This is a genomic window from Flavobacterium endoglycinae (genome assembly GCF_017352115.1).
GTDB lineage: Bacteria > Bacteroidota > Bacteroidia > Flavobacteriales > Flavobacteriaceae > Flavobacterium > Flavobacterium endoglycinae.
In genome coordinates, this window is sequence record NZ_CP071448.1 from 1,549,233 (window position 1) to 1,571,573 (window position 22,341).

Annotated in this window: 24 protein-coding genes; 10 read left to right on the plus strand and 14 right to left on the minus strand. The window is 33.4% G+C overall.

Annotated elements, in window-relative coordinates; all coding sequences use genetic code 11:
* Positions 1 to 48 precede the first annotated feature (48 nt).
* Positions 49 to 387 carry a gliding motility protein GldC gene (gldC, locus tag J0383_RS06615; RefSeq protein ID WP_207297632.1) on the minus strand — a complete coding sequence of 113 codons (339 nt, stop codon included), beginning with the start codon at positions 385 to 387 and terminating at the stop codon, positions 49 to 51.
* Positions 387 to 1,340, minus strand: coding sequence for a gliding motility lipoprotein GldB (gene gldB / locus J0383_RS06620; RefSeq protein ID WP_207297633.1), 954 nt, complete (start codon positions 1,338 to 1,340; stop codon positions 387 to 389). Before gldB ends, gldC begins: the two co-directional genes overlap by 1 nt.
* A gap of 99 nt (positions 1,341 to 1,439) precedes the next feature.
* Here gldB and nadE point away from each other — a divergent pair, with 99 nt between their 5' ends.
* Both nadE and J0383_RS06630 read left to right on the plus strand, forming a co-directional pair.
* Complete coding sequence (gene nadE / locus J0383_RS06625; RefSeq protein ID WP_207297634.1) at positions 1,440 to 2,246, plus strand: NAD(+) synthase; 807 nt, start codon at positions 1,440 to 1,442, stop codon at positions 2,244 to 2,246.
* A 92-nt stretch (positions 2,247 to 2,338) separates the two neighbouring features.
* Positions 2,339 to 2,968 carry a response regulator transcription factor gene (locus J0383_RS06630; protein ID WP_207297635.1) on the plus strand — a complete coding sequence of 210 codons (630 nt, stop codon included), beginning with the start codon at positions 2,339 to 2,341 and terminating at the stop codon, positions 2,966 to 2,968.
* 83 nt (positions 2,969 to 3,051) lie between these two features.
* Here J0383_RS06630 and dnaG read toward each other — a convergent pair whose 3' ends face one another.
* From dnaG to J0383_RS06655, 5 genes are all read right to left on the minus strand, one after another.
* On the minus strand, positions 3,052 to 5,127 hold the full coding sequence (gene dnaG, locus J0383_RS06635; protein WP_207297636.1) for a DNA primase: 2,076 nt from the start codon (positions 5,125 to 5,127) through the stop codon (positions 3,052 to 3,054).
* A gap of 127 nt (positions 5,128 to 5,254) precedes the next feature.
* A complete protein-coding gene (locus J0383_RS06640; protein WP_207297637.1) occupies positions 5,255 to 6,283 on the minus strand; it encodes a hypothetical protein in 1,029 nt (342 codons plus the stop codon).
* 193 nt (positions 6,284 to 6,476) lie between these two features.
* Positions 6,477 to 7,190: a hypothetical protein gene (locus J0383_RS06645; protein WP_207297638.1), complete on the minus strand. Its 714-nt coding sequence runs from the start codon at positions 7,188 to 7,190 to the stop codon at positions 6,477 to 6,479.
* Positions 7,177 to 7,737 (minus strand): RNA polymerase sigma factor, encoded by a 561-nt coding sequence (locus tag J0383_RS06650; RefSeq protein WP_207297639.1) that lies wholly within the window; start codon positions 7,735 to 7,737, stop codon positions 7,177 to 7,179. The genes J0383_RS06645 and J0383_RS06650 overlap by 14 nt, the downstream gene beginning before the upstream one ends.
* Before the next feature lie 201 nt (positions 7,738 to 7,938).
* Positions 7,939 to 8,916 (minus strand): polyprenyl synthetase family protein, encoded by a 978-nt coding sequence (locus J0383_RS06655; protein WP_207297640.1) that lies wholly within the window; start codon positions 8,914 to 8,916, stop codon positions 7,939 to 7,941.
* Positions 8,917 to 9,077: 161 nt separating this feature from the next.
* On the opposite strand from J0383_RS06655, the gene J0383_RS06660 reads away from it, so the two are divergent.
* Entirely contained in the window at positions 9,078 to 9,938 is an 861-nt protein-coding gene (locus J0383_RS06660; protein ID WP_207297641.1) for a hypothetical protein, read from the plus strand.
* A 223-nt stretch (positions 9,939 to 10,161) separates the two neighbouring features.
* Here J0383_RS06660 and rlmN read toward each other — a convergent pair whose 3' ends face one another.
* On the minus strand, positions 10,162 to 11,205 hold the full coding sequence (gene rlmN, locus J0383_RS06665; RefSeq protein ID WP_207297642.1) for a 23S rRNA (adenine(2503)-C(2))-methyltransferase RlmN: 1,044 nt from the start codon (positions 11,203 to 11,205) through the stop codon (positions 10,162 to 10,164).
* Positions 11,206 to 11,542: 337 nt separating this feature from the next.
* On the opposite strand from rlmN, the gene J0383_RS06670 reads away from it, so the two are divergent.
* The 7 genes from J0383_RS06670 (at position 11,543) to J0383_RS06700 (ending at position 17,020) form a co-directional block, all read left to right on the plus strand.
* Entirely contained in the window at positions 11,543 to 12,103 is a 561-nt protein-coding gene (locus tag J0383_RS06670; protein ID WP_207297643.1) for a YceI family protein, read from the plus strand.
* A 303-nt stretch (positions 12,104 to 12,406) separates the two neighbouring features.
* Entirely contained in the window at positions 12,407 to 12,973 is a 567-nt protein-coding gene (locus J0383_RS06675) for a YceI family protein (RefSeq protein ID WP_239023267.1), read from the plus strand.
* A gap of 5 nt (positions 12,974 to 12,978) precedes the next feature.
* Positions 12,979 to 14,370, plus strand: coding sequence for a hypothetical protein (locus J0383_RS06680; RefSeq protein ID WP_207297645.1), 1,392 nt, complete (start codon positions 12,979 to 12,981; stop codon positions 14,368 to 14,370).
* A 4-nt stretch (positions 14,371 to 14,374) separates the two neighbouring features.
* The gene (locus J0383_RS06685; protein WP_207297646.1) at positions 14,375 to 14,926 is read left to right on the plus strand and encodes a hypothetical protein; all 552 of its coding nucleotides are present in this window, start codon (positions 14,375 to 14,377) and stop codon (positions 14,924 to 14,926) included.
* Positions 14,927 to 15,106: 180 nt separating this feature from the next.
* Positions 15,107 to 15,472, plus strand: coding sequence for a hypothetical protein (locus tag J0383_RS06690; RefSeq protein WP_207297647.1), 366 nt, complete (start codon positions 15,107 to 15,109; stop codon positions 15,470 to 15,472).
* A 113-nt stretch (positions 15,473 to 15,585) separates the two neighbouring features.
* Positions 15,586 to 16,227 carry an O-methyltransferase gene (locus J0383_RS06695; RefSeq protein WP_207297648.1) on the plus strand — a complete coding sequence of 214 codons (642 nt, stop codon included), beginning with the start codon at positions 15,586 to 15,588 and terminating at the stop codon, positions 16,225 to 16,227.
* Positions 16,228 to 16,297: 70 nt separating this feature from the next.
* Positions 16,298 to 17,020, plus strand: a complete 723-nt coding sequence (locus J0383_RS06700) for a phytanoyl-CoA dioxygenase family protein (RefSeq protein WP_207297649.1) — start codon at positions 16,298 to 16,300, stop codon at positions 17,018 to 17,020.
* 47 nt (positions 17,021 to 17,067) lie between these two features.
* Here the strand turns inward: J0383_RS06700 and J0383_RS06705 are convergent, their stop codons facing one another.
* The 6 genes from J0383_RS06705 to J0383_RS06730 all read right to left on the minus strand — a co-directional run bounded on the left by J0383_RS06705 (position 17,068) and on the right by J0383_RS06730 (position 22,311).
* The gene (locus J0383_RS06705; protein ID WP_207297650.1) at positions 17,068 to 17,631 is read right to left on the minus strand and encodes a phosphatase PAP2 family protein; all 564 of its coding nucleotides are present in this window, start codon (positions 17,629 to 17,631) and stop codon (positions 17,068 to 17,070) included.
* 1 nt (position 17,632) lies between these two features.
* Positions 17,633 to 17,980 (minus strand): Sec-independent protein translocase subunit TatA/TatB, encoded by a 348-nt coding sequence (locus tag J0383_RS06710; protein ID WP_207297651.1) that lies wholly within the window; start codon positions 17,978 to 17,980, stop codon positions 17,633 to 17,635.
* A 104-nt stretch (positions 17,981 to 18,084) separates the two neighbouring features.
* Entirely contained in the window at positions 18,085 to 20,322 is a 2,238-nt protein-coding gene (locus J0383_RS06715; RefSeq protein WP_207297652.1) for a M1 family metallopeptidase, read from the minus strand.
* Between the two features lie 66 nt (positions 20,323 to 20,388).
* On the minus strand, positions 20,389 to 20,892 hold the full coding sequence (locus J0383_RS06720; protein WP_207297653.1) for a DUF6702 family protein: 504 nt from the start codon (positions 20,890 to 20,892) through the stop codon (positions 20,389 to 20,391).
* The gene (locus tag J0383_RS06725; protein WP_207297654.1) at positions 20,892 to 21,644 is read right to left on the minus strand and encodes a hypothetical protein; all 753 of its coding nucleotides are present in this window, start codon (positions 21,642 to 21,644) and stop codon (positions 20,892 to 20,894) included. The genes J0383_RS06720 and J0383_RS06725 overlap by 1 nt, the downstream gene beginning before the upstream one ends.
* Positions 21,634 to 22,311: a carboxypeptidase-like regulatory domain-containing protein gene (locus J0383_RS06730; protein WP_207297655.1), complete on the minus strand. Its 678-nt coding sequence runs from the start codon at positions 22,309 to 22,311 to the stop codon at positions 21,634 to 21,636. Before J0383_RS06730 ends, J0383_RS06725 begins: the two co-directional genes overlap by 11 nt.
* Between the last annotated feature and the right edge of the window lie 30 nt (positions 22,312 to 22,341).

Below are 22,341 nucleotides of genomic sequence, written 5' to 3' on the forward strand. Positions count from 1 at the left end.
CAAGTTTAAACTCGGAATTTGGGATTTTTTATTTAATTGGAATTTCTACTATTGTTTCGTAAGTTCCAATTTTTCTGCAAAGTAATCACAAAAATCCTTCATTGTGTCAGACATTTTTTCATCGTCTGTGGCACGTTTAAAGGTGTCTGCCATTGCTACTAAAGTCTGGTGGAAGAAAATCTTCATTTCGTCTACCGGCATATCTTTTGTCCAAAGATCAATACGCATTGTTTCCTGCGCTTTGCTATCCCAGATTGACAACATAATAGCTTTTGCTTCTTCCGCAACTACGCCGCCGTCTTGTGCACTCCAAGTTAATTTTTCCGGAACTCGGTTCTCGTCTAATTCTATATTGAATTTAATTTCTGATTTTATTGTATTTGACATTATTTCTTAGGTTTATATTTTGACTTTTCGAAAATTTCTTTTGCATTCACTTTTAATAATTCTGACAACGATACGTTATTATTCTTCATATAAGAACGTACAATCTGCCATCCAATCCATGCTCCAACTCTTCCTGGAGAATCGTTATCGATTTCGAGATAAAATTTAGAAAACGGAGCCGGCGTAATAAAACGGGTTGTAAGTTTAGGATCTAAACTGTACAGCATTTCGTTTTCTAGAAAATAACGCCACATATAGCTTTCATTTTCTTCACACCATTTTATTTGTTCGGGTGTATACCCCATTTTTTCCGCATCGGTATAATTCGGCAGCAATAAATCTTTTGCATACAATTGTTTGCCTTCAAAAATCATTTGCGAAACCAAATTCTTATCAGGATACGCAGGAATGTTTCTATAAGTAAAACTCGAAACCACATCTGGCATGATTTGCTTTTCTTCAAAATTTTGTTTTAGATAATTTGGAAACTCATAAAACTTATGATCTTTACCTAAATATAGTTCTAAAGCCACCACTACCAGACTGTCTGCATAAATTGCTTTAGCATTATAATCCATTTCTCCTATTACTGTAATTACTTTAGGAGTTTTTGTTTTAGGAAAATAATATTTTATATGCTGGAAAAGTGAATTAAACTCTTCTCGCACTGGCTCAAAATTGGAATATTTTTTTTGAACCTCATCATAAACTTCTCTCCAGATGGGTTCCTTCATTTTTTGAAGCCATACATTATCATCATTTCCAGGAAAGAAATAAGGATATTGTTTTTTTATTTTAGCTAAATCTTCAGGCTTAGTTTCAAAAAACACTTTGTCAAAGCGTTCTACTTTAACGTCTACTGGAATTTCCTCGACTTCTTTTTCAACCTTTGTTTTTTGGTCACAAGACAAAAAAAACAAGCACAGAACCACTACAAAGCGATACATTTTCATTTTATTTTAATTAGATTTGTGTTGCAGGATTTTAAGTATTCGTATACTTAAAAAATAATTCTGCAAATATAATCCCTGCATCTTAAAACTTGAACTATTATGGCTAAAAAAAGCACAATTCAGACAGAAAAAGTAAATACACATATTGTTGAATGGTTAAAAAATTATGCGGTAACTGCAAAAGCGAACGGATTTGTCGTTGGAATTTCCGGCGGAGTCGATTCTGCTGTCACTTCTACGCTCTGTGCGCAGACCGGACTGCAGGTTTTATGTGTTGAAATGCCGATTCATCAAGCTGAAAGTCAAGTTTCTAGAGGAAAAGAACATATAGAGCAGTTAAAAAAGCGTTTCCCAAATGTGTCAAGTGTCCAAACTGACTTAACAGCTACTTTTGAAGCATTTAAGGATTCTGTACCCTCTTCAAAAGATTCAACAAAAGTTAATTTATCGTTAGCGAATACTCGAGCGCGTTTAAGAATGACTTCTTTATATTATTTAGCAGGAATAAACGGGCTATTAGTAGCAGGGACGGGCAATAAGGTAGAAGATTTCGGTGTAGGATTCTATACAAAATACGGAGATGGTGGTGTAGATTTGAGTCCAATTGCTGATTTAATGAAATCTGACGTTTTTGCTTTAGGAACTTATTTAGGTGTTCCAGAATCAATTTTAACAGCTGCTCCAACAGACGGACTTTTTGGCGACAATAGAACAGATGAAGATCAATTAGGCGCAAGTTACGATGAATTAGAATGGGCGATGATCGCGTCAGAGTCAGGAAATACAGCGGATAACTTCACTGGGAGAGAAAAATCTGTCTTTGAAATCTATAAAAGATTAAACACCAGCAACAAGCATAAAATGGATCCAATACCTGTTTGTGAGATCCCAAAAACGTTAAAATAAATATTTTAACATTTGTCTGCAATTAATTACAGAATTTATTTATTAATTTTACAGCTCCAAAAACATGATAACAATTCTAAAAAGGTAAAATTATGATTAAAGTATGTCTTGCAGACAATCATCCTGTGACTCACTTTGGCGTTAAGTCTTATTTCAAAGACCACGATCAAATTTCAGTTGTTGCCAACGTAGGCAATTTTTCAATGGTTAGAGATATTCTTCAAACGAAGGAGATCGACATCCTAATTTTAGATCTAGAATTAGAAGGTCTTTCAAGTATCTTTGAAGTTAAATCTATCTTGAAAAATTTCCCAAAAACAAAAATTGTAATTTTCAGTGACCTTGCAGAGCAAATGTATGCTCCAAATGCGATTAAAGCTGGTGTATCCGGTTATGTACACAAAACAGAAAAACTTGAAACTTTAGGTCTTTCTATTATTAAAGTACACGAAGGAAAAATTATCATCAACGAAACTGTGCGTAAAAACATGGCACTTATTGCTAAACAAAGCAAAAGTGAGCGTTTGTACAGAAAACTTTCTAACCGTGAAATCGAAGTTTTACGCTACCTAAGCGATGGTAAGAAAAACAACGAAATCTCTAAAATCTTAAGCCTGAACGAAAAAACGATCAGTACTTACAAATTAAGATTGTTAACAAAATTAAACGTTACTAACTTAGTTGATTTAGTAAATAAAGCTAAGACTTTAGAAATCATCTAATGTAATGGTATCCTGGTTTGCTTCGGCAAAACATTAACCATAAAAAAAAGCTCTATATTGTTTACAGTATAGAGCTTTTTGACTTATGAGTGATAAGGAACGACTACCCGTCCTAGTTTCTTTGAAAAATTATTGAGCAGTTTCGAATAATCAACCACCATCATCAATAATTCCGAATTATCATCCTGCGGATCGGTTATAAGTGATTGCTTTAGGTCGTGAATAATTTTTGAAACCAAAAACCATCGCATCGAAAAGATTGTATCCGAAACATTTTGTTCAATTGTGACATTTTTATGTTTTGGGAAAATGTTCTGTCCTTCCCAATTATGAATGGTCACTTTTTCATCTTCCATTAAAATATTAGTTACTTCCTGCGCAAATTCTGGCGGCAGGTGCATTAAATATTTATCTAAACTAAAAGTCTCATTTTGATTGTAGAAATCAATGATATTGGCAAAAAGATTTTGAAATAATGCGTTAGACAACTCGATTTCATCTTCTTGAAGGCTTAAATATATTTTTTCGTAAACTTTATACTTTCTTTTTTCAGAAACTTCTTTTACATTTCCTTCTTCATCTGCTTTTAGGAAAACATCTTCAAAATCTTCTGTAACACTTCCATACAAAAGAAGCAACTCTATAACCTTTCTTTCAAAACCATACAAAATATCTACTTTTTCTGCGGCTTCTTGAGGATACCCCATATCTCCGGGATAATAATCGTCTGGAGGTCCAGTTCTTGGATCTTCTGGATCTCCTCCTGAAAAACTAACAGGGTTCTGATTTTGATTTTGATTTCTAAAAACTTGAAAAGGTTTTTGTTCTTGTTTTTGCTTTTTATTAGCTTCTGCAAGATCTTTTTGAACCAGCTGTGCCAATGTACTCACCAATACCTGCTCAGAAATATCCATGATTCTTGCACATTCCTGAATATAGACTTCGCGCTGAATACGATCTGGAATTTTAGAAATACTCGTGACCATATCACGAATTAAATCGGCTTTTTTGATAGGATCATTTTTAGCTTCGCCCATTAAGATCGAAGCTTTAAATTGAATAAAATCTTTACTATTGTTTTCGAGATATGCTACTAGATCGTCATGCGAATTTTTTCTAGCAAAACTATCAGGATCTTCTCCATCAGGAAATGCACAGACTCTTACGTTCATTCCTTCTTCCAGAATCAAATCGATTCCACGTATAGAAGCTCGTAAACCTGCCGCATCACCGTCAAAAAGTACTGTAATATTTCTTGTAAGACGATTTACCAAACGAATCTGATCTGGTGTTAAAGCTGTTCCTGAGGACGCTACAACATTCTCAATTCCAGCCTGATTAAACTGAATCACATCAGTATAACCCTCAACAAGATAACAGTTGTTTTGTTTAGCAATTGACTGCTTGGCCTGATAAATTCCGTAAAGGACTTTACTTTTATGGTAAATATCACTTTCTGGTGAGTTAAGGTATTTAGCCGCTTTTTTATCATTCGTTAAAATACGCCCCCCAAAACCCAAAACTCGTCCCGACATACTATGAATGGGAAACATTACACGTCCCTTAAATCGGTCAAAAGGACGGTCTTCTCTGGGAATTGTTAAACCAGTGCTTTCTAAGAATTCTAATTTGTAACCTTTTCCGAGCGCTTCTTTTGTTAAAGCATCCCAGGTTTCAGGCGAATATCCTAAATTAAATTTTTTGATGGTTTCGTTAGTAAAACCTCTTTCTTTGAAATAAGATAATCCTATTGCTTTCCCTTCTTCAGAATTGATTAATACATCCTGAAAATATTTGGCTGCAAATTCAGAAACCAGATACATACTTTCGCGAATGTCTGTATTTGCTTTTTCAGCATCTGTCTGCTCAGTTTCTTCAATTTCAATATTGTATTTTTTAGCCAGATAACGAATGGCTTCTGGATAGGTAAAATGAGAATGTTCCATCAAAAATGCGACAGAATTCCCTCCTTTTCCGGAGCTGAAATCTTTCCAGATTCCTTTTGCTGGAGAAACCATAAACGAAGGCGAACGTTCATCTGAAAACGGGCTCAGACCTTTAAAGTTACTTCCAGCACGTTTCAAATTGACAAAATCGCCAATAACCTCCTCTACTCGAGCAGTTTCAAAAACAGCGTCTATTGTACTTTGTGAAATCAAAACGTAATTTATTTTTTAAAAATTTTAGCCTGTAAAAATACGTAAATCCAAGCTGAATTTTTATTATTAAAATAAAAAAAGTGCCTCTCTCGAGACACTTTTTCACTAACTAAACTCAACTTTATTTTTAATTTAAATCGAAACGCAAGCCTAAAGAAATATTATTTTCTTTAACTAAATTATTCTGAAACAACGGATTTAAATCATATTTAAAGTACAAACTCAATTCTCGGTACCCTATATAAGAACTCAATCCGTATATAAAATTATTTACATTATAATCCCCTTTTATTCTGGTTTTGTACTTTAAATCATCCTCTTCGAATTTGAGGATTTGTTTAGATTTCACATTCACTCCAGCATATCCTCCTACTCCAAAACGGAAGCTTTTATGCGTTTTAAAATAAGTTTTCCCATTGTTTTGAACGGGTCTCGAGAAATCGAATTCTAAATGCACTGGAGCAACTAAATAGACATTTCTAAAACGAGATTCAGTCAAGTGAATTGGGTTAACTTCGAGATCCGTTTGATCTCCGTTTACTACAAAACTTTTATTATCAGTGGGACGGATATTATTGTACATCAACGAAAGTCCGTATTTGGCATGAAGCAGATTGTGGTTTTTCATTAATCTTGAATTATAGGTAAAACCCCATTCGTAAAAATGCGAACCTATAAAACTATATTTTGAATCTTGAAGTTTTCCATCAGCAAGTGTATTATTCAAACCCATTGCAAATACGAACTGCGAAGTGGTTCTTTTTTCGCCTCGGATAGAATCTTTATTATGTTTAAAGGATTTCCATCGAATCATATAGACTTTTGCAGAATCTTCTTTTATTTTCCCATCAACTTTTTTCTGAACCAAGTCATTTAGTTCATTTTGAGCCAGAGTTATTTTTTCCTCAATAATTACAGCTCTTGCTTCTGCTAGTTCTCTTTTACGTTTATCAGCTTGTTCTTGTGTGATTTTACCTTCTGACAACTGAACGTTTACAGCTTCGATTTCTTCTTTTAAAGCTTCTTTTTCTTCTTTGGTGATTTTCTCGATTTTATTGGCAATTCTTTTGGCTTCAGATTCAAAAGTCTCTTGTCCTATTACTTTACTTACTACCAAAAAGAAGAAAAGTATAAAATAAATGGTAAAATTTTTCATGATTGATTGTTTTAAAATGATTAAATATTTGATTGATGATTTTTTAATGATGAATTGTAAATGATGAATTGTTGTTTCATCCAGCGGGTTAAAACCCGACGCTACAATATAGATTGTTCCTTCGGAACTGAAAACTCATATTCTTCCTTCTTGCTTTTTCCTTCTATGCTCTTAATTTTATGCTCTTAACGCTCTATTCCTGCTTGTTTCTGTTAGACAAAGCCACTTTTACTTCCTGAAAATTTTTGTTGACTTTCGTAATTACTTTTTCTCTAAACGAAAGTTCTAATTCGCCATCGACCTGATTCAATAAATCGGCCGCATTTATTTTTACTTTGGCTTTTTTAGTTTTGCTTGCATTGTCTGCTATAACTTTATTTTCGGCAGTTTCAAGCAATTGATCTATGTTTTCTTTTTTGGGATTTTCGGCAATTACAGTTTGATTGTTATTCGTTGATTGTTGTTCTTGATTGTTTTTGATGATGACTGAAGACTCCGCGATTTGATTTGATTTATTTTGAAGAAGTATATTCGTTTGCTGATTAGGCTTTTTTTCTTCTTGATAGGTTTCTTTTGAAGGATTCTCTGAAATCGCTATTTCTGTTTTAATGGAATCACCGGTATTTATAAGCGGTTTTTCGACAGAATCTTTTCTGATTCCTTTTTCTACTACAACATTTTTAGGCGATTCGATTGTATTTCCTTTTTGATTGAAAAAGAAAGTCCCAACAAGTATAAATCCAATAAAACTCGCTGCGATATACAGCCATTTTCTGCTTTTCTCCGGTTTCTTTTCTTCGGCTACACTCAACATTGCATCCAATCGATCCCAAGCTTTGCTGCTTGGCTCAATTTTGCGTTGATTTAGTTTTTCACGGAAATCCTCTTCAAAATTATTCGGTTCCATTATCTTGTTTTTTTAAAATAGTAATTTGTGTTTGCAGCATTTTTCTAGCGTGCGATAATTGCGACTTCGATGTTCCTTCATTAATTCCTAACATCTTGGCAATTTCATTGTGTTTGTAACCTTCAATCGCATATAAATTGAAAACCATTTTGTAACCGTCGGGCAAAGCATCAATTAAATATTGAATTTGTTCTACCGTAAATTGGCTATCGATTTCATTGAAACTTTCTTCTGTAAAAAATTCATCTTCGGCAAATTGTACTTTTTTCTGAACTCTTAAATACGAAATGCATTCGTTTACCATTATTCGGCGGATCCAGCCTTCAAAACTTCCTTTGTGTTCAAATTTGTTTAGATTGGTAAACACTTTCATGAAAGCCGTTATCATTACATCTTCTGCCAGCTGAATGTCCTTTATATATTGTCGGCACACGCTTAACATTTTCGAAGAATATTTACCGTAAATCTGCTGCTGAGCCTGACGATTGTTTTCGACAGCCAACTTTATGATTTTGGTTTCTTCTTGATGTAACGAAATAATTTTCATTAATAAGCTTTTTGGTTTTGGTTTTAGAAATAGACTTCTATTAGCATAGACGATTGTCGATTTGAAATGGTTGCATGAGGGTGGGAGAAATTTCAATAAAAAAATTCCAAAATCCAAAATTGCACAAAAAAACAGCTGATTTACAACAATGTAAACCAAATTATTTAGTGGATAAATTTTCTAATTATTTAATCGAAGAAATTACTTCTTCCTTTCAATAACATAATTCACCATCAAAGTGAGTGCTGCTTTGAAATCAGAATCTGGGTAATTTTCTAAAAGAGAAAGTGCTTCTTGTTGGAATTCGACCATTTTGTTTTCGGCGTAAGCCAAACCATTATTATTTTTTACAAAGGCAATTACTTCTTTTACGCGCTTTTTGTCTTTGTTGTGGTTTTTGATAGAGTTTATCAGCCACTTTTTTTCCTGCGGAGTACAGGTATTTAAAACGTGAATTAAAGGCAAAGTCATTTTCTGCTCTTTAATATCGATTCCGGTTGGTTTGCCAATGGCTTCTTCGCTGTAATCAAATAAATCATCTTTGATTTGAAACGCCATTCCAATCAATTCACCAAATTTACGCATGTTTTCAACTTGCGCATCATCTTCAATTACGGCTTTTGCACCAAGCGCACAACAAGCGGCAATAAGCGTTGCTGTTTTCTTTCTGATGATTTCGTAGTAAACGTCTTCGGTAATATCGAGTCGGCGGGCTTTTTCAATTTGAAGTAATTCTCCTTCGCTCATTTCACGAACCGCTACCGAAATGATTCTTAAAAGATCAAAATCGCCATTATCGATTGACAAAAGCAATCCTTTTGAGAGTAAATAATCCCCCACTAAAACGGCAATCTTATTTTTCCAAAGTGCATTGATTGAGAAAAATCCGCGGCGGCGGTTACTATCGTCCACAACATCATCGTGAACCAAAGTGGCCGTATGAATTAACTCAATAACCGAAGCACCACGATACGTTCTTTCGTTTACAGTACCGCCAGAAACCATTTTTGCTGTAAGAAAAACAAACATCGGACGCATTTGTTTTCCTTTTCGGTTTACAATATAATAGGTAATTCTGTTCAGTAGCGCAACCTTCGAAGTCATCGATTCATGGAACTTTTTTTCGAAAAGTTCCATCTCGGTAATGATCGGCTGTTTTATTTGTGAAGTAATATTCATTTCGATTCCAAATATACTATTTTAAATAAAAAAACGTTGTCTATTTTATGTTAGTATATCAACAATTTCAATACTAATTAAAAAAACCAATCCAAAAACATCTCAATCTAATACTAATTTGAATTCACTAATTAAAAGTAAAACCAAAAAAGCTATTTATTATGAAAACAAAATTTTTATTAATGGGAACATGCATCGCTTTATCATTCTTTACAAGCTGTAATTCTGATGAAAGCACAAATGACGGATCTAGTAAAGTAATTACAAATGATGAAATAGCAGCAAACGCTAAAATTGATGCTTCTATAGATGATGTTACAAATATTGCCGAAGACCAATTTAATTCACAATTAAACATAAACAGTAAAGCCAGCGGTCCTGTAAAAAACTTTTTGCCAAGCTGCGCGGTTATCACAACTGTTCTTACGAATAATACTTTTACAAAAACGGTAGATTTTGGCGTTGACGGCTGTACGCTTGACAACGGAAATACTGTAAAAGGAAAAATGGTTATTTCGTTTTCTAATGATTTTTCGGCTTCAACACAAACCATCAGTTATACATTTGAAGGATTTTATCATAATGGTAAAAAACTTCAAGGAAGCAAAAGCATCGTGAGAACTGTTAGATCAACTGATTTACAAGCAGAAGCTCACCCAGTTCTAACCGCTGAAATTGATTTGACCATTACTTTTGATGACGGAAAAGTGTATTCTAGAAAAGGTTCTTTGGTAAAAGAAATGACTGCAGGATACAATACTTGGTTTAACTGGGAAGATAATGTTTTTGTGGTAACAGGAAGCGGCACTACGACATTTCCTAACGGGGATACTTTTTCGGCAGAAATTACAACTCCTTTAGAGTTTAAAGCTTCATGCAGAAAATCATTTGCTGTGAAAGGTGTTGTATCGATAACTAAAAACGGAGCTTCGGCTACTATTAACTACGGTAATGGAGATTGCGATACTCTTGCTGCTGTAACCAAAGATGGTGTTACAGAAGAAATAGATTTGAAAAAATAGAATCCCTTTTTGCCCAGAAAAAAAGCATTAAGAACAAGATTTCACCCTTGTTTTTAATGCTTTTTTATGTTATTAATAATATAGTCGCTACGGGACATCTATACCTAAAATCGTTTTTCAACCCATTTGTAACTCCTAACGGAGTTTTTATAAATGATGGAATCCCGGAGAGATAAAAAAAATTGAAAGCAATAATAATGTTCTATAAGAACTAGTTCTTGTTTTATCCTTCTTTGTTGGCCAATTGTCCGCAGGCCGCATCAATATCTTTTCCTCGACTTCTGCGTACTTTAACCACTACTCCAATATTTTCCAATGCTTTTATATAAGCATTAATCGATTCTTCTGAAGCTTGTTGAAACTCACCATCATCAATTGGGTTGTATTCAATTAAATTGACTTTACATGGCACATATTTACAGAATTTCACCAATGCATCAACCGAAGCTTTATCGTCATTAATTCCTTTCCAAACTACATATTCGTATGAAATTTTGCTTTTGGTTTTTCTGTACCAATATTCTAATGCTTCTCTCAAATCTTTTAAAGGAAAGTTTTTGCTGAAAGGCATAATCTTCGCACGAGTTTCATCAATTGCCGAATGCAGAGAAACCGCCAATTTGAATTTTACTTCATCATCGGCCATTTTTTTAATCATTTTCGGGATTCCCGATGTTGAAAGTGTAATACGTTTTGGAGACATTCCTAAACCTTCAGAAGAAGTAATCATATCTATTGCTTTAATGACATTGTTATAGTTCATTAAAGGTTCTCCCATTCCCATAAATACAATATTCGAAAGCGGATGATTGTAATACAAACGGCTTTCTTTATCGATTGCCATAATCTGATCGTAGATTTCTCCTGGCTCTAGATTTCGCATACGTTTTAACCTTGCTGTAGCACAGAAATTACAATCTAAGCTGCAACCTACCTGACTCGAAACACAGGCAGTTGTTCTGGTTTCTGTTGGAATTAAAACCGATTCTACCACTAAACCATCGTGCAGACGTACGGCATTTTTTACCGTTCCGTCATTACTGCGCTGCATGGTGTCTACCTTAATATGGTTAATTACAAAATTTTCTTCCAGCATAGACCTAGTTGATTTGGCAACATTGGTCATATCATCAAAACTATGCGCTCCTTTATTCCATAGCCATTCATACACTTGATTTCCACGAAATGCTTTGTCGTTATTCGCAACAAAAAAATCACGTAATTGATCTTTTGAAAGGGCTCTTATATCTTTTTTCTCAATTTGCATGGTGCAAAGTTAATCACTTTTGTCATTTTTTCTGTCATTTAGATGTTTTCTTAATTTTTAAGCAGAAATATTTCTTCCAAAAAAGGTAAACTACTCAAACAACTAATAAAAAAACACTTACTGGTTTGTTTCATTCTCTGCAAAACAAAAATCAGGTTTGGTCAACTTCTTTATCCTTTACTATAATAATTTAATAAAATTTCTGCCATGATTTTTATCATTTCTTGTCTTATTGATCTGCAATACATTTGATCCAAGAAATAAGGATAATTTTTAATTCCATCCACTAATCGAATTACGATTTCCTTATTTAAGATTAACCAAAAACATTCCTAAGATGAAAACAATTAAATCTATTGTAATGGCTGTTATTTTTACAACAATATCATTACACACAAACGCACAACAAATGTATACCGTAAATACCAACTCTACTTTTGAAGTAGCCGGAACTTCTACCGTACACGACTGGGTAATGAAATCAACTGAAGGAAACGGGACTGCTGTACTAATCGTTAAAGATTCTAAACTGGCTGGGATAAACAGTTTATCCATTACATTATTAGCAGAAAGTTTAAAAAGTTACAAATCAAGCATGGATCAAGTAGCCTACGAAGCTTTAGACACCGAAACTCATAAAAATATCGAATACGTTTTAAAATCTGCAGAGAGGATAGACGACAACACTTGGACGCTTACAGGAGTTTATACTATTGCTGGCGTAAGTAAAGAATACAAAACTCAGGTAAAAGTAACGGCAAGCAAAGGAACTTTTATTTTACAGGGTTCTAATCAGATTACTTTTGGTGATTTTGAAATGACACCCCCAAAAGCTGCTCTTGGAGTTGTAAAAGCAGGAAAAGATTTAACCGTTATCTTTAATATTATCCTGAGCTAGATTCTAACATAAAACCATTTCTCGGAGGGACTTTTAGTCCCTCTTTTTTTATTCAAGAAAAAACAGTAATACATCAATTTGACAAAAAAACATATTCCTTTTTATCAAATAGATTGATTCCAGCAAAAATGAAAACGTTGTAGTTATTAAATACCTATTTAATAAAATTTTAACAATGACTTTTATCATGTATTATCCTGATTTATAGGCTGACCTTTGACTCAAGTTAAAATAATACTCTTAGTAGTAATAAAAACTTGACCTACTTATTAACTTATTTTTTATACTAAAAACATGACAAAAATGAAAACTAATGTAAAATTCTTCGCGTTTGTAATTACCTTCTTAGGAATGACTTCATTCGCCACAGCACAAAAATCATACACTTTAGACAACAAATCTAATTTTACGGTTGCAGGCACATCCACATTACATGACTGGGAAATGAAATCAACTTCAGGAACTGGAACAGCAAGCTTAACCATTACTAATTCTAAGCTGATTGACATCGAATCATTATCAGTAACACTTTTAGCCGAAAGCATAAAAAGCGAGAAAAAAAGCATGGATAAAGTGGCTTACGAAGCTCTAAAAACAGACAAAAACAAAACTATTAAGTATGTTCTAAAATCTGCTGAAAAAGTAAACGAAAGCACTTGGGAACTTACTGGAACTTACACGATTGCCGGCGTAAGCAAAGTGTACAAAACAACGGTAAAAACAACAGTTACTAAAGACGGCTTAAACCTTCAAGGTTCTAACAAAATCACTTTTACAGAATTTGGAATGAAATCTCCAACAGCAATGCTTGGAACCATCAAAACAGGTCAAGACCTAACTATCAAATTTAATTTAAACTTTAATCTATAACAGCCATGAAGAAAATTTATATTCTATTCGTAACCTTAATCAGTACGTTTGCTGTCAATGCACAAGTTAGCTTTGGGCATATTCAAAATCAAATTCCAAGAAGCCAGAAAGGTATCAATCAGTTTGATGTAAAAAAAGATACTGTTGCTTTTAAAGGACTAAGTGTCGACATGGGTGCTGCATTTGCACTTCAATTTCAGGCAGTAAATTCGTTTAACGATCAAAAAAACTTAGCTACTGCTCCTAATTACAGATTAAATAATCTAACAAATAATTTTAACCTCCCAAATGCCAACTTTACAATTGGCGCTCAGTTATACGATGGTGTACGTGTGAACTTAGATGTGTACTTAGCATCTAGACACCACAACGAAACATGGGTAAAAGGCGGTTATTTACAAATCGACAAGTTAGACTTCATCAAAAAAGATTTCCTTGCTGATTTCATGAAATACACAACCATTAAAATTGGTCAGATGGAAAACAACTATGGTGATGCTCACTTTAGAAGATCTGATAACGGTAATGCGTTTATGAATCCGTTTGTGGGAAACAATATCATGGATGCTTTTATTACGGAAATGGGTGCTGAAATTTACTATAACAGATCAGGTTTTGTAAGTATGATTGGAGTTACTAACTCTAAATTAAACCAAAATGTTCAAGAGGTTGTACCATCAGCGGCTACACCAACAAAACCAGACAATAACACAACAATCAGCCCTTCCATACTTGCAAAATTAGGTTGGGACAAACAAATCAACGACGATTTGAGAATTAGAGTAACAGGTTCTTATTATCATACAGCCAACTCAAGCGGTAATTTATACGCTTCTGATAGAGCAGGAAGCCGTTTTTACGGAGTAATGAGCCACTCAGACTATAACATTATCGATCCAGCAACTGGTGCAACTTTGAGCAGCGTTGCCAATAACTTTGACCCAACTGCAAACAAAGATACAGGAAGATTTAATCCTAATTATGGGAACTGGGCCACATCATACATGGTAAACCCTTTTATCAAATATAGAGGTTTAGAATTCTTTGGAACATTAGAATTTACTTCTGGCGGTGATTATAAAGGAACAGATGATACTCGTAAAGTAAACCAATATGTGGGTGATCTTATATATCGTTTTGGAGAAAATGAAAGATTTTATGTAGGCGGAAAATACAATTTAGTGGATGGAAAATTAGCAAATGCTAACGCTCAAAATATTCAGATCAACAGATTTGAAGCTGCAGCCGGATGGTTCATGACCAGAAACGTTTTAGCAAAACTTGAATATGTAGATCAAAATTATAAAAACTTCGGTCAATTTAATGGAACCACTCCAAACGACCTTTTTGGCGGCAGTTTTAAAGGACTGATGTTTGAAGCAGTAATTTCATTCTAATAAAATGTTTAAAAGATTTCAAATAATAATGATGGGTTTAGCAATGTTCTTTTTACTAGAAAGTGCTAAACCCACTTTTTTAGCAGAAGATACAGCTCTAGTAATAAATAAAATAAAAATAGAAATTACGGGAGCATCTACTGTTGGCAAATACAATTGCTCAAATACCTTTTTTACAACAGATACGCTATACATAAATTCAACTAAAAAGAATGCTTTTAATACCGAAATTAAAATGTCTAACTTTGATTGCGGTAATAAAATTATGACCAAAGATTTACAAGGTACGGTCAAGGTGAAAAAATTCCCCAACAGCACAGTTTGTATTTCTGATGTAAAACCAAGCGGTAAAAATTACAAATGCAGACTCAACTTTTGCATCACAGACAAAACACTCAAATACAAAGATTTCATTTTATACAATTCAGATGATAAAATTCAGGGAACACTTAATCTTAAATTCTCTGATATAGACCTGGAACCACCAGTAAAAATGGCTGGCCTTATTAAAGTTAAAGACGACATTGTTATTAATTTTAGTTTATATAAAAATTAAAAGTCTTTTCTAAAAAATATTTCATTTCATATTTCAAAATTGATTTTTTTGGCATGAGAATTGTCTTACTGTCAGAAGAAAAATAATCTTACAGATCGCGCGTAATTTTAAAAATTTGTATTTTTATTATTCCACTTTATAACCTTTTAAATTTTTGATAACCTAAAAAGACAATTCATTATGAAAAAACAAATTTTAAGCTTAGCTGTGGTTGCTTTATTAGCATTTGGGGTACAATCTTGCGACAAGAAAGAAACAAAACCAGCTGATGAAGAATTAACTCTTGGAAACAAAGTTGACTCGTTGACTACAGATATTCAAGAAGCAAAAGACAGTGCTGTTAGTAAAGCTGAAGGCGCGGCCGCAAAAGCAAAAGCTGCATCAGAAGGAGCAGTTCAAGATGTAAAGGACGCTACTAAAAAAGCAGCTGCTGATGTAAAAGATGCTACTAAAAAAGGAGCAGAAAAAGTAGAAAATGCTGCTAAAGCCGCTAAAGACGGAACTGTAAAAACAGCAAAAGAAGTTAATGAAGCATTGAAAAAATAATTTTCATTTTAATTAAAAAGCAGGAACCATTCGCAAAACGAATGGTTTTTTTATGCCTAAAAACGAGTTTATATTTTTGTATTTTTGCCTTCATAATTACAAGATACTACACCATGCATTTTATATCACAAGAACTAGAAGATTACATCGAACAGCATTCTGAAAACGAACCAGAATTACTCGCAAAACTTAATAAAGAAACCTATCAAAAGATTTTGCTTCCGCGAATGCTCAGCGGACATTTTCAAGGGCGTGTATTAAGCATGTTATCTAAACTTATTCGACCGGTGAATATTCTTGAAATCGGGACTTATACTGGTTATGCCGCTTTATGTTTATGTGAAGGAATGCAGGAAAATGGACAATTACACACCATTGACATAAAAGAAGAATTAGTAGATTTTCAGAGAAAATATTTTGATGCTTCTCCTTGGGGAAATCAAATTTTTCAGCATCTCGGAGAAGCTGTAAACATCATTCCAGATTTAGATTTAAAATTTGATCTGGTTTTTATTGATGCTGATAAAGAAAACTATCTCAATTACTGGGAAATGATTGTTCCGAAAATGAATAAAGGCGGAATTATTTTATCAGATAATGTGTTATGGAGTGGTAAAATTCTGGAACCAGTTCATCCAAATGACGTAAGCACACAAGTACTTCTGGAGTACAATAAACTTTTAAAAGAAGATCCAAGAGTAGAAACGGTCTTATTGCCTATTCGTGATGGGCTTACTGTAAGCAGAGTGCTTTAGTTTTTTAAGATACTAAATTCTAACCTACTTAATTGCTAAGATTTTTCTTTTACTACTTACCTAATTAAAAATGAATTATTCAACCCAGATAGACAGCGAAGGTTTTTCAATACTAAACAATGTTTTTACTGAAAATGAAATTCAAAATATAATTTCATTGATTGAAAATAAAACCGCAGACAATCCAGAAAATAATACTTTCAGAAAATCTCAGGATTTATTCGCTATCAGACAATTTCACAAAGAAATCCCTGAAACTTTACCTTATATTTTTAATCAAAAATTACAGGATATTATTGAAACTAATTTTGGAAAAGGTTATTTCATAACAAAATCAATTTATTTTGACAAACCCGAAAAATCAAATTGGTTTGTAGCTTATCATCAGGATTTGACGATTTCTGTTGAGAAAAAAATTCAAACAGAGAATTTCGAAAACTGGACTGTAAAACAAAATCAATTTGCAGTTCAGCCTCCTACGGAGATTTTACAAAACAATTTCACGATCAGAATTCATATCGACAAAACCACAAAAGAAAACGGAGCTTTAAAAGTGATCAACAATTCTCATTCTAAAGGGATTTTAAGAATTGAAAAACTTAATTTTGAAAGCGAGAAAGAAACAATTTGTGAAGTTGAAAAAGGTGGTATTATGATTATGAAACCGCTGTTATTTCATGCATCCAATAAAACCACGAATAATGAACGAAGACGAGTTATTCATATTGAATTCAGCAGACAAAATCTTCCAAACGGGCTAGAATGGAGTGAAAAAACGATCCTTCAGAATTAAGAAAAAAAACTTAGAACCTAAGCTCCTTAGCACCTTAAAAAAAGAACCTATCCCGGGAAATAAAGTGGTTTCAACTTTCGATACACTAAATAAATAAGGAAACCAAAAAGAGCTCCGAAGAAATATCCAGCAAGAATATCTCCAGGAAAATGCAACCCTAAATAAATTCGGCTGTAAGCGAAGATTAAAGGCCACAAAAATAAGAATCCTAAATATTTGAAATGACGTTTTAAAACCAAGAATAAAAACGTCGCAACCGCCATAGTATTAGCAGCGTGTCCAGAGAAAAAGCTAAACGATTTTCTAACCTGAACCACTCGGATAATGGAATTCAAATTTGGATCATTACATGGTCGTAATCGCTGAAAAGTGTGTTTGAATAAATTACAAGTCTGATCTGTAAATGCGATTAAAACAGCTATAAAAAGCAATAAATACAAGGTCTGCTTTCCTCCTATTTTTTTATAGATAAGGTAGAACAGTAATAAGAAAAACGGAGTCCAATACAACTGATTGGTAATAATCAGCCATACTTTATCATATGTTTCAGAACCCAGACCATTTAGATATACCAGTAAACTAGCATCTAATTCTTGTATTTTTTCAAGCATATTATCTCTGGCGTTTTATAGGTCCTGTAAGAGAATCGATATCTTCTTTTACTTTATCAATTTCAGTTGCAGTATCGCCCAGCAAATTATTAGTGTCACCCAATAAGTTTGATTTTGCACTTTCGATTTCGGCGTTGATATTGCCCGTTAAGCTGTTCAAAGATTTTGTATCAAGACCATTAGCCTCAGCTCCTTTTTGAATTTCGCTTTTAATATCGTTAGTCGCATTTTTTAACTGAGCCATAGCTTTACCCATTGTACGTGCAATCTCCGGCACTTTATCAGAACCAAAAAGCATAAGCACTATAAATAGTATGAAAACTAATTCTCCTCCTCCTATACCGAACATATCTTTTATTTTTGTGTGGTCACAAAGATATTAAATTTTGATGCTTACAGTTTTAAAATTTCCTTAAAAAAAAAAGACTCTTTTCAGAGTCTTTTAGTTTGTTCCTAGTCAAATTTTGATTTTTGTTCAACTTTTGGCCATGAATTATTCGTTACATCAATATCAGCTGTCATCAATTTTGGATCGATCTGAATACTTTTTATAGCTTTTGTAGTAGCGTATACTTTCTTAGCAGATTCGTTTCCTTTTCTCCATATTTGTGCTGGATATTGGTAATTATCTTTTGTACCATCTTCATACGTGATTTCAACTAAAATCGGCATAATCATTCCGCCTGGTTTGTCAAATTCAACTTCGTAGAAATATTTAGGCGATTTTATACTTGCTTTTTCTTCAGCTGTAAAAGTCTGGTCTACATAATCAGCCAACGGCTTAATGTCTTCAACTTTTAATGCTTTTTTCTTAGAAGCATTTACTTCTGGATTATCCCCAGAAACCAAGTAAACAAAAGGTCCTTTTTCAAAACCGAATCTTCCTTTTCTCACTTTAACATCTTTAATATCTGCTGTAGGAGATTCAGAAACATAATATTGTTTTACATCTTTAATTCCAATATCTACAAAATCTGTTGAATAAAACCAACCTCTAAAAAACCAATCTAAATCAACTGCAGAAGCATCTTCCATGGTTCTGAAGAAATCCTCAGGCGTTGGGTGTTTGAATTTCCATCTGTTTGCATACGTTCTAAATGCATAATCAAACAATTCTCTTCCCATTACTACTTCTCTTAAAATATTAAGTCCTGTAGCTGGTTTTCCGTAAGCATTATTACCAAATTGGTGAATGGTTTCAGAGTTGGACATAATTGGCTCTAAGAATTTTTGATCACCACTCATATAAGGAACAATGTTTTTCGCTGGTCCGCGTCTTGATGGAAAAGTTGGATCTAATTCTTGTTCAGCAAGATATTCTAAAAATGAATTCAAACCTTCATCCATCCAAGTCCACTGACGCTCATCAGAGTTTACAATCATTGGGAAGAAAGTATGCCCAACTTCGTGAATAATTACTCCAATCATTCCATTTTTAACTTCTTTGCTAGTTACACCGTTTTCATCTGGGCGACCATAATTCCAGCAAATCATTGGATATTCCATTCCCTGATCTTCAGCAGAAACAGAAACGGCTTTTGGATAAGGATAATCAAAAGTATGTGCGGAATAACTTTTTAAAGTATGCGCTACAACCATAGTAGAAGTTTCTCCCCAAAGCGGATTTGCTTCTTTTGGATATACAGATTCTGCCATAACAGTTCTGTTTCCAATTTTCACAGCCATTGCATCGTAAATGAATTTTCTTGAAGAAGCAATTCCGAAATCACGAACATTTTTAGCACTAAACTTCCATGTTTTTTTCTTTTCAGAAAAACCTTTTTCAGCAGCTTCAGCTTCAGCTTGTGTTACAATTACAACGGGTTTGTCAAATGATTTCTGAGCTTGTTCGTAACGTTTTACCTGTTCTGCTGTAAACACTTCGCTTCTATTCGTTAATTCTCCCGTAGCATCAATAACGTGATCTGCAGGAACTGTAATATTTACATCGAAGTTTCCAAAAGGAAGTGCAAACTCACCGCTTCCCCAGAATTGCATATTCTGCCATCCTTCAACATCGTTATAAACTGCCATTCTTGGATAAAACTGGGCAATTACATATAATTTATTACCGTCTTTTTCGAACAATTCATAACCTGAACGTCCGCCTTCTTTTCTGTAATTATTGATGTTGTACCACCATTTGATAGAAAATGAAATCTTTTCTCCCGGTTTTAAAGGTGAAGCAAGATTAATACGCATCATCGTTTCGTTGATGGTATACGATAATGGATTTCCTTTAGCATCTTTAACCTGCTCAATATTAAATCCTCTTTCTAAATCTTTTTTTAAGTATTTAGTTGAAAAACCTTCAAGAGGCAGTACCTGACTTATTTTTTCTCCTTCAGCAAGAGAAGTCTGTCCATTTGCTCGCGCTTGATTCTGATCTAATTGAACCCATAAATACTCTAAACTATCTGGTGAATTATTAGAATACGTAATCGTTTCAGAACCACTTAATTTTGAATTTTTATCATCTAATTCAACATCAATTTTATAATCTGCTTGTTGTTGATAATATGCTGGTCCTGGTGCTCCAGAAGCAGTACGAAACATGTTTGGAGTTGCCAGCAAATCATACATCTGGCTGAATTTGTTTGTATCGTATTTGCCCTGCTGTCTTGGTGCAGTAGTTTTTTCCTGAGCAATTAGTATTGCAGGAAAAAGTAATAATAATGAAAGTTTTTTCATAAAATATAAATGGTAATTTTAGTCGGGTGTGAAAATAACAATTAAAATATTAATTTGACTTATTAATTAATACTTTAACAATTCTTTCCTTGAAGATTCCGTAAAGAGAACCGTCTTTTTGGTACCGAATGCTGAAATATGTGTAATATTTTGCTGATCATTATTCCAGTCCAAAAGTATCGAATTTGAGATTTCAATGTTCTTGAATTTATCAATATCCTTAATTCGAGAATAACAGATCAGCACATCACCTTCTACTTCTTTAGAAAGAAATGTAATTGGTTTTGCCTGACCGTTTATTTTTATAGAAAAATTTTCTGAAAGGTATTTTTTCAGCAAATCAGCATCGGCCGTAGTTTCTCTTTCTGTACCTACGAAAGTTTTTTTATGATACTTTTTTTCCAGTCCGTTATTCAAATCATCGATAAAAATACGGGAGGTTATCTGAACCATCTTTTTTTCGGCCGCATATTCAACCTGAAAAACTGCAACATAAAACTTATGAAATGCAAAAGCTGAAAGTGACAAAAACAATATCCCTATGAAAGGATAAATCAATATTTTTTTCATTACTGCTGGGCATTCACTAATTTAAATTCTTTGTTTTTATTGATTAAGAAATCAATCAATTCAAACTTCTGATCTGGATTAACATGTCTTTTAGATTCTGGATCATTTGAACAGTACATTAAAAACAAATCAATTTCATCTTCTTTCAAACCAAGAGTTTTGGTATAAAAATCAGTTTTGAAATTTGCTTTTGAATACTCTACAAAAGCCATATCTGTAATCACTTCTTCCTTGACATTATCATTTTTAGAAAGCAGCTTTTTCAAATCTTTAAACAGTCGCACGAAATCAGTTCCATATTTAATGGTTTGATCAGAATACATTACTGTATTTTTAGCTGTAGACTGCTTATCATCTTCAAACTGCATGTCTACATATTTCTGTGTATTTTTATCAAGCGATTTTACTTTCAGGTCTTTTTTAACCAAAACCTCTTTCAGCTCATTGCTAACCAAATCCAAAGTAACTGAGAACAAAATCTGAGAACAGTCCTTCTCTGTTAAAACAATCTTTTTTGATTGAAACGCTAAACCTGTAAACAACAATGTGTCTTTTGGCTTAGCCAATATATCAAACAGTCCGCCGGGACCAATAAAAGTTCTTGATTTGGCATTTATATTCATTACATAACCACTTTCTATCGCAAGTGATTGATTAGTAACCTGACCGTGCAGAGGCTTTCTTAATTCATTTTGTCCGAACATTATTTGACAAAACAGGCAAACAATGAATACTCCTAGTTTATTTTTCATTTTCGAGAATAATTAGATATTTTCTGGCTAAATCTGTGATCAAAAACATACTCATTGTTTTGTTCTTTGTATTCAAAGATACGGCAAATTCGGCATCATCCACACAATATAACTGAAATCCTTTGATATCATCTGCAGGAATTTTCAATCTTTCGGTGTAATAATTCTCATCAAAGAGATATTCAAGTTTCTTAAACAACATCTCTTTTTTCTCTACATTTATTTCTTTTTTCAACATTGATGTTCTGCCGGAAATAGCATTTAAAACCTTATCTACCGATGTAGAAGTAGCGGTATAGACTTTTCGTTCTGCGGGCGTATACGTTTTTTGTCCGCGAGGCACTATTCCTAAGTTTTCGGCTGTAATTCCCATATTATCATTTACAACCACTTCTTTTAATTCAATTTCTTTGGCTGTCATTTTTATCACTAAAACTGTTGTATTAAGATCTTCAACAGAAATTCTGCGTTTAAGAGGCTCTAGATTTACTGCAGAAAACACCAGAACATCTCCTTCATTTGCAGCTATAGTAAATTTACCTTCAGAATCAGAAATCGTAGAAACTTGTGTTGTATTATTAATAATATTTACTCCGTCGACAGAAGTAGATTTTTCATAAATCTGCCCAGTTATCTGCTTGGGAACAGCATTCTGCCCAAAAAACATTTGAACAAAAAACAGGAATAAGATTATATA

Coding starts and splice junctions, on each gene's coding strand:
- gldC (WP_207297632.1), bottom strand. CDS start 387: ATGTCAAATACAATAAAATCAGAAATTAAATTCAATATAGAATTAGAC.
- gldB (WP_207297633.1), bottom strand. CDS start 1,340: ATGAAAATGTATCGCTTTGTAGTGGTTCTGTGCTTGTTTTTTTTGTCT.
- nadE (WP_207297634.1), top strand. CDS start 1,440: ATGGCTAAAAAAAGCACAATTCAGACAGAAAAAGTAAATACACATATT.
- J0383_RS06630 (WP_207297635.1), top strand. CDS start 2,339: ATGATTAAAGTATGTCTTGCAGACAATCATCCTGTGACTCACTTTGGC.
- J0383_RS06640 (WP_207297637.1), bottom strand. CDS start 6,283: ATGAAAAATTTTACCATTTATTTTATACTTTTCTTCTTTTTGGTAGTA.
- J0383_RS06645 (WP_207297638.1), bottom strand. CDS start 7,190: ATGGAACCGAATAATTTTGAAGAGGATTTCCGTGAAAAACTAAATCAA.
- J0383_RS06650 (WP_207297639.1), bottom strand. CDS start 7,737: ATGAAAATTATTTCGTTACATCAAGAAGAAACCAAAATCATAAAGTTG.
- J0383_RS06655 (WP_207297640.1), bottom strand. CDS start 8,916: ATGAATATTACTTCACAAATAAAACAGCCGATCATTACCGAGATGGAA.
- J0383_RS06660 (WP_207297641.1), top strand. CDS start 9,078: ATGAAAACAAAATTTTTATTAATGGGAACATGCATCGCTTTATCATTC.
- rlmN (WP_207297642.1), bottom strand. CDS start 11,205: ATGCAAATTGAGAAAAAAGATATAAGAGCCCTTTCAAAAGATCAATTA.
- J0383_RS06670 (WP_207297643.1), top strand. CDS start 11,543: ATGAAAACAATTAAATCTATTGTAATGGCTGTTATTTTTACAACAATA.
- J0383_RS06675 (WP_239023267.1), top strand. CDS start 12,407: ATGAAAACTAATGTAAAATTCTTCGCGTTTGTAATTACCTTCTTAGGA.
- J0383_RS06680 (WP_207297645.1), top strand. CDS start 12,979: ATGAAGAAAATTTATATTCTATTCGTAACCTTAATCAGTACGTTTGCT.
- J0383_RS06685 (WP_207297646.1), top strand. CDS start 14,375: ATGTTTAAAAGATTTCAAATAATAATGATGGGTTTAGCAATGTTCTTT.
- J0383_RS06690 (WP_207297647.1), top strand. CDS start 15,107: ATGAAAAAACAAATTTTAAGCTTAGCTGTGGTTGCTTTATTAGCATTT.
- J0383_RS06695 (WP_207297648.1), top strand. CDS start 15,586: ATGCATTTTATATCACAAGAACTAGAAGATTACATCGAACAGCATTCT.
- J0383_RS06700 (WP_207297649.1), top strand. CDS start 16,298: ATGAATTATTCAACCCAGATAGACAGCGAAGGTTTTTCAATACTAAAC.
- J0383_RS06705 (WP_207297650.1), bottom strand. CDS start 17,631: ATGCTTGAAAAAATACAAGAATTAGATGCTAGTTTACTGGTATATCTA.
- J0383_RS06710 (WP_207297651.1), bottom strand. CDS start 17,980: ATGTTCGGTATAGGAGGAGGAGAATTAGTTTTCATACTATTTATAGTG.
- J0383_RS06715 (WP_207297652.1), bottom strand. CDS start 20,322: ATGAAAAAACTTTCATTATTATTACTTTTTCCTGCAATACTAATTGCT.
- J0383_RS06720 (WP_207297653.1), bottom strand. CDS start 20,892: ATGAAAAAAATATTGATTTATCCTTTCATAGGGATATTGTTTTTGTCA.
- J0383_RS06725 (WP_207297654.1), bottom strand. CDS start 21,644: ATGAAAAATAAACTAGGAGTATTCATTGTTTGCCTGTTTTGTCAAATA.
- J0383_RS06730 (WP_207297655.1), bottom strand. CDS start 22,311: ATGTTTTTTGGGCAGAATGCTGTTCCCAAGCAGATAACTGGGCAGATT.